Source organism: Pseudoalteromonas pernae (genome assembly GCF_039831865.1).
GTDB lineage: Bacteria > Pseudomonadota > Gammaproteobacteria > Enterobacterales > Alteromonadaceae > Pseudoalteromonas > Pseudoalteromonas pernae.
Genome location: NZ_JBDODM010000007.1, coordinates 60402 through 73786 on the forward strand (window position 1 = coordinate 60402; position 13385 = coordinate 73786).

The 13385-nt window shown below is 45.7% G+C and carries 8 protein-coding genes; 1 reads left to right on the forward strand and 7 read right to left on the reverse strand.

The annotated features are described in order from the left end of the window. Positions 1-88: 88 nt before the first annotated feature. The 5 genes from V1358_RS15370 to secA form a co-directional block, all read right to left on the reverse strand. Complete coding sequence (locus V1358_RS15370; protein ID WP_347394113.1) at positions 89-2716, reverse strand: beta-N-acetylhexosaminidase; 2628 nt, start codon at positions 2714-2716, stop codon at positions 89-91. 166 nt (positions 2717-2882) lie between these two features. Then, positions 2883-4595 (reverse strand): gamma-glutamyltransferase, encoded by a 1713-nt coding sequence (ggt, locus tag V1358_RS15375; protein WP_440589907.1) that lies wholly within the window; start codon positions 4593-4595, stop codon positions 2883-2885. Positions 4596-4788: 193 nt separating this feature from the next. Further along, the gene (locus V1358_RS15380; protein WP_347394115.1) at positions 4789-6879 is read right to left on the reverse strand and encodes a M13 family metallopeptidase; all 2091 of its coding nucleotides are present in this window, start codon (positions 6877-6879) and stop codon (positions 4789-4791) included. Positions 6880-6972: 93 nt separating this feature from the next. Next, on the reverse strand, positions 6973-7362 hold the full coding sequence (gene mutT / locus V1358_RS15385; RefSeq protein ID WP_347390212.1) for an 8-oxo-dGTP diphosphatase MutT: 390 nt from the start codon (positions 7360-7362) through the stop codon (positions 6973-6975). Between the two features lie 55 nt (positions 7363-7417). Then, entirely contained in the window at positions 7418-10120 is a 2703-nt protein-coding gene (gene secA / locus V1358_RS15390) for a preprotein translocase subunit SecA (protein ID WP_347390211.1), read from the reverse strand. Positions 10121-10551: 431 nt separating this feature from the next. Between secA and V1358_RS15395 the strand changes: the two genes are divergently transcribed. After that, entirely contained in the window at positions 10552-11049 is a 498-nt protein-coding gene (locus V1358_RS15395) for a DUF721 domain-containing protein (RefSeq protein ID WP_347390210.1), read from the forward strand. 38 nt (positions 11050-11087) lie between these two features. Here the strand turns inward: V1358_RS15395 and lpxC are convergent, their stop codons facing one another. Together lpxC and ftsZ are read right to left on the reverse strand one after the other, a co-directional pair. After that, positions 11088-11999: a UDP-3-O-acyl-N-acetylglucosamine deacetylase gene (lpxC, locus tag V1358_RS15400; RefSeq protein ID WP_347390209.1), complete on the reverse strand. Its 912-nt coding sequence runs from the start codon at positions 11997-11999 to the stop codon at positions 11088-11090. Between the two features lie 86 nt (positions 12000-12085). Then, positions 12086-13375, reverse strand: a complete 1290-nt coding sequence (ftsZ, locus tag V1358_RS15405) for a cell division protein FtsZ (RefSeq protein ID WP_347394116.1) — start codon at positions 13373-13375, stop codon at positions 12086-12088. Positions 13376-13385: the final 10 nt, after the last annotated feature.

Here is a 13385-nt window from a genome sequence, read left to right on the forward strand (position 1 = left end):
AACAGATAGTTAGCTTACTTTAAATGCTTTAAAACGCGAGGTTTATAAGGCTGTGAGCCAACTTAATGATGATCACAGCCCAATTTGATTACTCGGCAACTACACTAGTTGTGCGACTTACTTGGCTATTCACGCGAGTTCGCAACATGATTTTCGCCACGTTATTAACCGCCCTTGGGGATGAATATGCCTGCCATGATTGGCCGCCATCAGTACTGAACTCTATTGGTAATCCAGCAAACGCACTGTTGGCATACAGCTTACCATCTTGAATTTTGGCTCCTGGTACAGGTAAGTGGAGGTCAATGCCATCACGGTCTAACTTCTGCAATTCTTTGTAAGCTAAGGCAGCAGCAAACCCCTGCCAATCCAGTGCTTTTTGCTTCTCATTGACCGTATCACCTTCCCATGGCGCTTTATTCCAAGCCCGCTCAGCAACGGCGAGAATACGTGGAAACACCATTTCTAGCATTTGCTCTTCAGTACGAATTGTTTCTGACCACACCTGCCCTTGCATCCCGAGGATATTTTCTGGCTTTTCCAATTTAGGCATAGGTCGACCAACTAACGCCTCTAAGTTGTCGATTTTTTCGCGTGTACGTGTGTAATCAGCGTTGGCATACACATTATCTGGCATGTATCCAAATACCTTTTGGGTATCGGTATAACGTGTCGCCCAGTAGTAACCACGCTCAGCAGGATGCGCCTCATATGGGTGGTCAAAGTATAAGTGCGTGCCGTGCGAAAGCACCACTTGGTAACCATCATTGGCTAAACGATATGCCCTGTCTGCGACACCCCACTCCCAGATATTATCCCAAGCATTAGTGAAGAAAGTTTTGTTGGCATATTCATTACGATTAAAAGAGTTCACCTTATCGTACATGATGCCATCTTCCCAGATACCCGGCGCAATACCACGTTTGTGCAGAAGGTCAGCCACGCGCTTGGTGAAATACGGTTTTAAGTCAGCGACACCTGCTACACCATTGTTCGGCTCAGCAAATAGCGCCTGACAAGCTGGCGAGCCCACCCAAGAGCCCGCACCCACCTCATCACCGCCAATGTGTAAATAATCCAGTTTAGTGCCCGCTTCACGGTACATCTGCTGTAACTCATAGGTGACTTTGTCGATGAAGGCATACGTTGAGTCCATACACACATTCATGGAGTTATCGGTGTAGTTCTGTACGGTGATATAACTCGAGGTGTCTTTTGGATCAGTGAGTAAGTACTGAGTCGCTTTAGATAAATCCGCTGTGGTTACCTCCTGCGAACCCAACTGCTGATTAGTAAGCGAGTTACGCGCCATACTTTCAGCATCAGCCTTAAGCTTACGGTAACGCGCTTCCATTGCTTTAATAGAAGCCCGGGCGTGTCCCGGACCCTCAATTTCTGGGATAATCTGCACATGGCGCTCAGTGGCAAATTTTAATAATTCAATAAAATCAGCACGGCTCATATAGCCATTGCCCGACCCTGATTTAAATGGGCCTGTGCCAAGCTGAGTCAACAAACACTCATTTTCTTCTAAATCAAAACAGCGATAGGCCCCCACTTCGGTGAGTTCAGGTAACCCGGGTATTTCAAGGCGCCAGCCTTCATCTTCAGAAAAGTGCCAGTGTAAACGGTTCATCTTGTAGCGCGCCATTTGCTCTACTAGCTTGAACATCGCCTCTTTACCGTGGAAATTACGACCACTGTCATAATGCATACCGCGCCATGGATAACGAGGTGCATCTTTGATCTCTAAATTTGCGAGCGTTGGGCTGCCGCTAGCCGGCAATAGCGCCAGCAGACTCTGCATACCGTAAAACGCACCGGCGTTGTCCGCACCGATGATACGAATGTGCTCACCGTCAATCTCTAACTGGTACCCTTCGGCTTGGTTTATACCAGTGTCGACTGAGACCTTGATGACCTTGGTTTTAGGCGCGTTGATATGATTTGGCTGGGCATCGAGCTTAAGTTGATACTTGTTCTGAAGGCTCTGTTGGAACAACGTCACTTCTGACTTGAGTTGGCCAGCGAAGCGGATCTGCCAGGTATTATCTAACGTCGTGGTCCCTCGGCTGAAGTCCACACTTTGTGGCTTGGGAATAATACGTTTGAGTGCTTCATCTTCATTGACTGCTGCATTGGTTTGATTGCGTTCAAAGCGCACATTAGCATCAATCAATACCGTCTTATCGAGCGGCTGATTGTAACGGCGTAACTGCTGCTCAGTGGTAAAAGGCACAACAAAGTCACTAAAATCCTCCGAGTCCGTATTGGCAAAAATCGCCGGCTTGGTGTCATTTGCCACCACGAAAGCACGTGGCATGAAATCGCTGTAAGCGACAATCCACACGGCAGCTTCAAACCCAATAGTTAACTGCTCTCCGCTTGCTAACCCCGGGAAATCGGCTGTTGGCGTTAAACGGTGTAGGTCACCATTGACGTGTTCAATACGTAGCCCTTGGCTGACACCTTCTGTCATTTTACGCACATTGTGCAAATAGATTTGCCAGTCTTGCTTGCCCGCTGGTAAATCAACATCGGAACGATTGGTCAGAGTAATCTCACCCAAGAAGCTTTTATCTTGGTTATGGAAGTTACTTTTCACTGAATACATCAGCTCAGTATTGGCAGCAAATGCATCCACTTGCTGTTGTGTTAACTGCGCATTTGCAGCCAATGGCATCATCAAGGCCGCAATTAAACTGGGTTTAAACATATTCACTCCTACCCTCGGACAATCGTTATAATTTTGGTGCGATTGTTTACATCATATAAAATAAAAAATGACAGCGCTATCATTTGCGCTAAATTATGAACAATTGTCGACCTAAGTCCTATAAATAAGGCGGCTAAAAGCCGCCTTATTTATAAACTTATATGCGTTAATAACCCGCAGCTTGTCCATCTTTACGTGACTCTGATGCGCCGTAATAGACTCCATTTTGAGGATCTTTTAAGATAGCTTGATAACCACCGTAAGGTCCTACTGCTTCTTGCAGTGTATGGCCTTTCTTCATCAGTTCACGTCGCGTTTCCATACTAAAACCACTCTCTAGAGACACGTAACCGCCATCGGTCATGATCTCATCCGTTGGCTGAGTTGAACCTGTGTGCAGGATACGCGGCGCATCGCCGGCTTCTTGTAGGTTCATGCCAAAATCAATCATGTTAATGAGTATTTGTGCATGCATTTGCGGCTGTGTCGCTCCACCCATCACACCGTAGCTCATGTACGGCTTGTTATCTTTAGTCACAAACGCAGGAATGATAGTGTGGAATGGACGCTTACCCGGCTCATACTGATTGAAATGACCTTCAGTTAACGAGAAAAGCTCACCACGGTTTTGCAATACAAACCCTAATTTTTCAGGAGTCATGCCCGAGCCCATACCACGGTAGTTACTTTGGATTAACGAAACCATATTACCGTGCTTATCAGCAGTTGTGAGGTAAATAGTGTCACCTTCAATCGGTCCTGCATGGTCGCGTTTCGCCGCTTTATTCGGGTCAATTAGCTTGCGACGCTCATTCGCGTAGTCTTTGGAAATCAAACGCTCGACGGGGATATCGTTGAAAGCAGGGTCGGCGTAATATTTTGCGCGATCAGCAAAAGCGAGTTTTTTCGCTTCAACAAAGGTGTGAATATATTCTGGGCTATCAAATCCCATCCCCGCAATATCATACTCTTCAAGAATATTGAGAATTTGCTGTGCGGCGATGCCTTGGCCATTTGGTGGCAATTCCCATAGCGTGTAGCCACGATACGTAGTTGCCACTGGCTCCACCCACTCACCGGTATGGTTAGCTAAATCTTCATAAGTGATATAGCCGCCATTTTCTTTCATGTAGCGGTCAATTTCTTCGGCAATTTTGCCTTTGTAAAAGGCATCACGGCCACCCATAGCGAGCTGCTTGTAGGTATTTGCCAGCGCTGGGTTTTTGAAAATTTCGCCTTTTTTAGGCATTTCGCCATCTGGCATAAACACTTCTTGAAAACCGGGATACTGACCACGCGCTGAGACACTGCGCTGCATGTAGTAAGCTATCAGCTCACTCACGGGAAAGCCCTTCTCTGCGTATTCAATACTTGGCTTTAAGATCTGCGCCATGGGCATGGAGCCGAACTTTTTATGTAACTCAAACCAACCATCTACGGCACCAGGAACCGACACGGGGAGTGGACCATAACTGGGGATCTTACCTTCTTCTTTGGTGATTTTTTTTAGTTCATTAAAACTTAAACCTTGAGGTGAACGGCCAGAGGCGTTTAAGCCATGGAGTTTGCCGTCTTCAGCAGAGTAAACAATCGCAAAGAGGTCTCCACCAATACCACAACCAGTAGGCTCAACAAGACCCAACATAGCATTCGCTGCAATGGCTGCATCAATGGCATTACCACCTTGGCGCAGAATATTCAGTGCTACTTGAGTGGCTAACGGTTGAGAAGTTGCCGCCATGGCTTCAGTGGCAATCACTTCTGAGCGAGTGGCGAACTCTTTGCCAGTGATACGGTCTTGTGCAAACGTCATTCCTGACGACAATAAGCTCAGCGAAATCCCTGCTAGGCATAATCCTTGTTTAAGTCGCTTCATTATTATTCTCTACCTAGGGTAAACAGTTACGTTAAACATCTAACTTAGTAGATAAATAGGCTTGGACGCAATGGGGTTGCGTTAATAAGAGCGGGGAATGAGACAAAATTGTTATAAAACAAAGGCGCGGGCCTTTAGTTAGGGTACACACCCGAGACTAAAAACCACGCGCCTTTACATCGTTAGATGTAATCAATTACCAGATTTTTACACGTGCTTCTGGCTTGATGTACATCTCATCGCCTTCTTTCACATCAAATGCTTGATAGAATTCTGGCATATTTGGCAGTACGCCGATTACACGGTAGTGACTAGGCGAGTGTGAATCAGTCATGAGACGGTTACGAAGCTCTTCATCACGATACTTACGACGCCAAATTTGCGCCCAACCCATGAAGAAACGTTGATCACCCGTGTAACCATCGATCACTGGTGCATCTGTGTCGCCAAGTGACAACTGATACGCTTTATAAGCAACAGTCAGACCACCAAGGTCACCGATGTTTTCACCTAGGGTCAGCTGACCATTTACGTTTGCATCTTCAAACGGAGCGTACTCATTGTATTGAGACACTAACTTCTGTCCACGCTCTTGGAACTGCGCTAAGTCTTGCTCGCTCCACCAGTTACGTAGGTTTCCGTCGCCATCGTACTTCGCACCTTGGTCATCAAAGCCATGACCTAATTCGTGTCCGATAACCGCACCAATCGCACCATAGTTTACTGCATCATCCGCTTCCAGATTGAAAAACGGCGGCTGAAGAATCGCAGCTGGGAATACGATTTCATTGTTTACTGGGTTGTAGTATGCATTCACAGTTTGCGGTGTCATGAACCACTCGCTGCGATCAACAGGCTTACCAAGTTTGTTACGCATTTCATCGTAAGACCACTCGCTGTGGCGAATAAAGTTGCCTGCTAAGTCATCTGCTTTGATTTCAAGCGCAGAGTAATCTTTCCACTTATCTGGGTAGCCGATTTTCGGTGTGAACTTATTAAGCTTTTCCTTCGCAGCCACTTTGGTTTCAGCACTCATCCACTCTAGGCCATCGATAGCTTGGTCGAAACCTTTGATAAGGTTGGCAACCAACTCTTCCATACGTGCTTTGGCTTCAGGTGGGAAGTTATCTTTCACGTATACCTTACCTAGTAGCTCACCTAGTACAGCATTTGCTGAATCTACCGCTTTTTTCCAACGTGGTTGCTGCTCTTCAACGCCACGTAATGTAGTGCTGTAAAAAGCGAATTTACGGTCAACAAACTCTTTGCTGAGTTCATCTGCATAGTTACTAACAAAGTGGAAAGTTAGGTAATTCTTCCACGTTTCCATGTCTGTTTTCGCGTAGATTTCACCTAGCTTTTCAAAGTATGAAGGTTGGCGAACAACCAGTTCTTCAGCATTCACTTTTGATTGTTTTAGGTATTGAGCGAAATCGAATTCACCCATTAATTCATTAATTTGTGCAACCGTCATCTTGTTGTATGCTTTAGTTGCATCACGACTTTCAACACGGCTCCACTGTGCTGTTGCTAGCTCAGTTTCAAGCGCTAAGATGCTAGCTGCAACTTTATCTGCATTCTCAACACCCGCTTTCGTTAAGATGTCGGTGATATACGTCACATACTCTGCGCGAATTTTCGTAAATTTCTCATCGTCTTTTAGGTAGTAATCACGATCTGGAAGACCTAGACCTGACTGCGACACATACAAAGCATACTGGCTCGAGTTTTTCGCATCGTTGTTCACCCACCATGAAAATGGCGTTGTACCACCTTGGATACGAATGCCAGCCATCAAGTTAACTAACGCACCTTTGTCAGCAACATTAGCGATGCTTTCAAGGTAAGGTTTTAACGGTGAAATACCTTTCTCTTCTAGCGCTTCAAGATCCATAAAGCTGGTGTAGAAAGCACCTAGCTTTTGCTCATCGCTACCCGCAGGCGCTGCAGTGTTTTTAGCTGCCGCTTCGATTACTTCTTTCAGCGCAGCTTGTGACTGGTCATAAAGCGCGGTGAATGAACCATAGTTTGATTTATCACCCGGAATTTCAGTACGCTCTAACCATTTACCATTAATGTGATAGTAGAAATCATCTTGCGCGCGTACCGAGTTATCGATATTCGCTAGCTCAATACCTGAACTCAGTTGTTGCACTGTTTTTGTTTCTTTTTCTGCAACTGTTTGTGCTGGTTCAGCTTGTGTATTCGCGCTTTGCGGTTGATCATTACAACCAGCAAGGCCCAAGGCAATGGCTGTTGCAGCCGCTGCTAATGTTACTTTATACATTTTATTATCCCGATTTTGTTTATGAAGGTGTGTTTCCTAGCATCCCCATATTAAACCCAAGGTGAAGATGCGAGAAACGCAGTTTGTAACAAATTATGAACATAATTTTTCTAGGATAGCCTTGTTCGCTTCTGGAAAAGCATACTGCGTAAGTTCAGTAAGCGCGACCCATTGTCCTTGCTGGCCTTCTGCTCCTTTTGGCTCCCCAGTGAAGTCACTGACTTTGTGGATATCCAAACACACTTTTTTATCGCCGTAATCGTGTTCAATCAGCATAAATGGCTCACTACTGTGCACATCTATCGCAATTTCTTCGGACAGCTCGCGCGCCAGTGCTTGAGTGGTAGTTTCGCCAGATTCAATTTTGCCACCAGGAAACTCCCATAAACCACCTTGGTGTTTGTCGTCAGGACGCTTACAAATAAAGCTCTGCTGACCACGCAGAATAATCCCCACCGCAACATTGACTACTTTTTGACTCATTTTTAACTCCATAAAAAAAGCGGCCACAGCCGCTTTTTATATCACTCGAATGTTATTAGCTTAACTTGCCACAACATTGCTTATACTTTTGACCAGAACCACATGGACACGGAGAGTTACGACCCACTTTAGGTTCAGCGCGCGCTGACACTGGAGCAGGTGCGTCACCGCCAACATGCTCAGCTTCGGCATGCTGATATTGGCGAGGAGCCTCTTCCGACTTACGATGTTGCTCTTCAACTTTCTCAACGTCTTCTTCAGCGCGTACTTGTACTTTGCTAAGAATATTTACCACGTCGATTTTTAGGTTCTCAAGCATGGCAGAGAATAGCTCGAATGACTCGCGCTTGTACTCTTGCTTTGGATTCTTCTGTGCGTAACCACGTAAATGAATACCTTGGCGCAGGTGATCCATTGCCGCAAGGTGATCTTTCCAATGCTGATCCAAGCTCTGTAGCATAACCGCTTTCTCGAATTGGCGAAGAACCTGAGGCCCCACCATTTCTTCTTTCGCTTTGTATGCATTCATTGCTTCTTCTACGATACGGTCACGCAGCTTTTCTTCAAACAGTTTATTGTCGTCTGCTAACCATTGCTGGATTGGTAGCTCAAGCAAGTAATCGGCTTTCAAACGATCTTCAAGTGCCGGCACATCCCACATTTCTGCCAAAGATTGTGGCGGAATATACTGGTCGATAACACCATTGATAACATCGCTGCGAATTGCATCGATAGTTTCTGAGATATCGCCTTCTTCAAGCAACTCGTTACGCTGTGCGTACACAACGCGACGCTGGTCGTTTGCTACGTCATCATACTCAAGCAGCTGCTTACGAATATCAAAGTTACGCGCTTCCACTTTACGCTGCGCGTTTTCAATTGCTCGGTTAACCCAAGGGTGCTCGATTGCTTCACCACGTTGCATACCCAGTTTACGCATCATGTTGGTCATACGCTCACCAGCGAAGATACGCATGAGCGCGTCTTCCATCGATAGATAGAAGCGGCTTGAACCAGCATCACCCTGACGACCTGAACGACCACGTAGCTGATTATCGATACGACGTGATTCATGACGCTCAGTACCAATGATGTGAAGGCCGCCAGCAGCGATTACATCATCATGGCGCTTCTGCCATTGCTCTTTAATTTTGGCAATTTGCTCGTCGGTTGGGTTTTCTAGCTTTTCAACTTCGCTTTGCCAGTTACCACCTAGCATGATATCGGTACCACGACCGGCCATGTTAGTTGCAATGGTTACTTTGCCTGGAAGACCAGCATCAGCAACGATGTCAGCTTCTTGGGCATGGAACTTAGCGTTTAGTACGTTGTGCTGAATCTTTTCTTTACGTAAGAACTGAGAAAGATACTCAGAACTTTCAATTGAAATTGTACCCACAAGCACAGGTTGACCACGTTCTTGGCAATCTTTGATGTCTGCCAAAATCGCTTCGTATTTTTCTTCTTGAGTCAGGTATACCAAATCCGCACGATCGTCACGGATCATTGGCTTATTGGTAGGAATAACAACAGTGTCTAGACCATAAATTGATTGGAACTCGAACGCTTCAGTATCCGCAGTACCAGTCATACCCGCCAGTTTGTCGTAAATACGGAAGTAGTTCTGGAAAGTGATTGAAGCCAGTGTTTGGTTCTCATTTTGAATGCGTACACCTTCTTTCGCTTCAACCGCTTGGTGTAGGCCTTCAGACCAACGACGACCTTCCATCGTACGACCTGTGTGCTCATCAACGATGATAATTTCGTTGTCTTTAACAACGTAATCTACGTCTTTTTGATATAGCTTGTGCGCACGAAGTGCCGCATATACATGGCTTAGTAATGTAATGTTACCCGCTGAATATAAAGAGTCACCCTCTTCTATCAAACCACGAGCGGTGAGGAGTTCTTCAACTTTAACTTGGCCACGTTCTGTTAGGTGAACCTGCTTACCTTTTTCGTCGATAGTGAAATCACCATCACCTTCAACACCTTCTTCGTCTTCTTTTTCCTGCAACTCTAGTTCAGGAACTATGGTGTTGATTTGTGCATATAATTGTGATGAATCTTCAGCAGGACCCGAGATAATAAGTGGCGTACGTGCTTCATCGATAAGGATTGAGTCAACCTCATCCACGACTGCGAAGTTGAGTGGACGCTGAACACGCTCATCAACACTAAAGGCCATGTTGTCACGCAGGTAGTCGAAACCAAATTCATTGTTAGTACCGTAGGTAATATCCGCTGCGTATGCGTCTTTCTTCTGCATAGGCATCATACCAGGCACGTTACAGCCGACGGTTAAACCAAGGAATTCAAATAGTGGACGGTTTGTTTCAGCATCACGCTTAGCCAGGTAGTCGTTCACTGTGATTACGTGAACACCTTTTCCTGAAATACCATTTAGGTATGCTGGCAATGTAGCTGTTAGCGTTTTACCTTCACCGGTACGCATCTCTGCGATACGACCTTGGTGCAACACCATACCACCGATCAGCTGTACGTCGAAGTGACGCATGCCGTATACACGTTTTGATGCTTCACGCACCACGGCGAATGCTTCAGGTAAAAGGTCATCTAAGCTTGTGCCGTTGTTATAACGCTCACGAAACTCAGCTGTTTTTGCTTTTAGTTCTTCGTCGCTGAGAGACTCTAGCTGACCTTCCAATGCATTTATTAATGCGACCGTTTTGCGTAAATTTTTAATTGTGCGGTCGTTGCGACTACCAAATAATTTGGTAAATATTTTCGTGATCATGATTTAACCGTTACATTCTCATCTGCGTTAAGCGCTCTGGGTTCTTCACTAGAAGCCCCTGACTCACTTGCGAACTATCTAATCCATTTTTACCGCGCTCAAATGACATAAGGGCGTTGGCTGTGGACAAATTGAGTGTGACTGCTTGAGCGGTGTACTTTTGAGCGACATCATAACAAACTCAATGAATTGCAGCACCTAATAATACCAATTACATTAGCCTTATCGGCTACCCCATTGGTAACCTGCGTTTACAGTGTCTACCCGACAAAAACTAATGGCATTGGTATTATCGCTGGCCTATCATAACGTTCAGAGAAATCTTTGCAAACTTCGAAATGGTAAGCGGATACAAAGTACGCGTATTTGGCTCAAGCATTGCAAATAGAAGTGGTGACGATTTGGACAAATTCAAGAGGTAAATGCTGTTTATGGCAAAAGATCGTTATGCGCCAAAACAAATAAACGAGGTCTTAGGTAAACTAAACCCCAAGATTGGCTCTCGCATAGCAGGCTACAGCGCTAAATCTGAATCATTAGCAGCTCAACAAACAATCCTACATAACGCTGTTGGTGAAAACCTTGCCAAAAAATGTAACGTTGCCAATATCCGCGAGGGCACGCTCATTATTGAAGCCGCGACTGCCACCGTGGCACTCAAACTCAACTACATCAAAATGGATATACTTTCTGCGTTTAGGCAAAGCGGCATGGTCGATTTGTGCCAAGTGAAAATCAATACCTCACCAAATGCTGCGCAGCGTATGCCTAAGGCCCCTGACCTTCGCGTTCAAGAACCGAATCAAACGAGTAAACGAGCTATGAGTGAGCAAACGGCCGAGTATTTAGAACACATTGCAGAATCTGCACCACCGTCGTTACAAGAAAAGTTAAAACGATTAGCACAACACGGTAGGCAAAAAAAATGACGCTCTGAGGCGTCATTTTTCATCTAATTTGTGTCGCATTAAGCTGTGTGTAGCTCAAGTGCTGGAGCAGGCATAGACACAGTGTCTTCAAATGTAGCCCATTCCCACGCCGATTCAGTTGCCATAATCTTACGAAGCAACTTATTGTTCAGATCGTGACCTGACTTGTAAGCAGTTAACTTACCAAGGATGTTGTGACCAGTCATAAACATGTCACCAACACAGTCTAGGATTTTGTGCTTTACGAACTCATCCGCGTAACGAAGACCATTAGGGTTCAATACTTTGAACTCGTCCAGTACAACCGCGTTGTCCATGCTGCCACCTAGTGCAAGGTTATTCGCATGCATGTATTCGATGTCCTTCATGAAGCCAAACGTACGCGCACGGCTGATCTCTTCAATGAAGTTTTGCGGAGTAATATCCAAACCAATACGTTGGCGGCTTTCGTTAATTGCCGGGTGATTAAACGCAATTTCAAAGTCAATGTGGAAACCATCGTAAGGCTCGATTTCAGCCCACTTATCGCCTTCTTCAACACGTACTTTTTCTTTTATGCGAATAAAACGCTTAGCAACGTTTTGCTCTTCAATACCGCCTTTTTGAAGTAGATAAATGAATGGTAGCGCACTACCATCCATAATCGGAACTTCACCGCTATCAAGCTCAACAATTAGGTTATCAATACCTAACGCAGCAACTGCAGCAATCAAGTGCTCAGTTGTTGATAGGCGAACGCCGTCTTTATTAGTTAAACAGGTACACAATTGCGTATCGCCCACCGCTTCCGGGGTCGTTTCGAAATCCACAACCGGATCAAGGTCCACGCGACGAAATACTATCCCAGTATTCGCGCTCGCTGGTCGGAGAGTTAAGGAAACCTTCTCACCCTTGTGGAGACCAACACCCGTGGCTTTGACTACTTCTGCAATCGTACGCTGTTTGATCATAGGCTTTCGCTCACTTAATAACTAAAAAATAGACGGCGGATATTATCACACATCGCACCAGTTAACAAATTAGTTTGTTTTTTGCACTAATCTGCTTGCTTTCTCAGAAATGCTGGGATGTCGAAATAGTCACCACCATCATCCTGTTTCTTGCTGCTTGGAGCCGGCTTGCTCTCTTTGCTTGCCGCATGGCTCGATGTCGTTGTCGCAGTTTGCGCTACAGAACCTGAAGCTGAGCTTACTGACTCTTGTGCAGGCTTGGACTCTTCAAAACTTGAAGAAGTTCCTTGCGTTGCAAAACTTGGCACGAACATAGACGTATTGTGCGAACTTTGTGTGCTCTGCGTGCTTTGTGCGTTTACATCAGAACCTGCTGCGCGTTTGAAGCCGTTATCAACAACACCAAACTGAGGACGACGATCGCCACCTAGACCTGTAGCAACAACGGTTACACGAAGCTCATCACTCATTTCCATATCGATAGCAGTACCAACAACAACCGTTGCGTTTTCTGACGCAAGTGCTTTAACGTGGTTACCAACAATTTCGAATTCTTCGATTGATAAGTCCATACCCGCAGTAATATTTACAAGGATACCTTTTGCACCAGTTAGATCGACATCTTCAAGCAGTGGGCTTGAAATTGCAGCTTCTGCTGCTTCTTGAGCACGATCAGGACCTGACGCTGCTGCTGAGCCCATCATCGCCGTACCCATCGCTGACATAACTGTACGTACGTCGGCGAAGTCCACGTTGATCAAACCTGCGCGCGTAATTAGCTCTGCAATACCTTGCACCGCACCGTAAAGTACGTCGTTCGCTTTCGCAAACGCATCTAGAAGTGTTGTGCCTTTACCCAATACTTTTAATAACTTGTTATTTGGGATAGTGATCAGTGAGTCAACTATTTCAGCTAATTCACTGATACCCTGATCTGCCGCCGCTGCACGCTTTTTACCTTCGAAGTCAAAAGGACGCGTTACGACTGCAACCGTCAAGATACCCATTTCTTTCGCGATACGTGCAACAACAGGTGCTGCACCTGTGCCAGTACCGCCGCCCATACCCGCTGCAATAAAGACCATATCTGCGCCTTCAAGTGCGCTCTTAATGGTTTCTGCATCTTCCTCGGCACTCTTTTTACCGATTTCTGGGTTGGCGCCCGCACCTAAACCAGATGTGATTTGGGTACCAAGCTGCACTGTCACATCAGCAGATGATTTACGCAGTGCCTGCGCATCGGTATTAGCAGTGATAAATTTCACGCCTTCGATGTGCTGTTGCACCATGTGTTCAACGGCGTTACCGCCACCACCACCTACACCTATTACTTTGATAACAGCTTCTTCGCTGTGTTCTTCCATCATATCAAACATTTTTTACTCT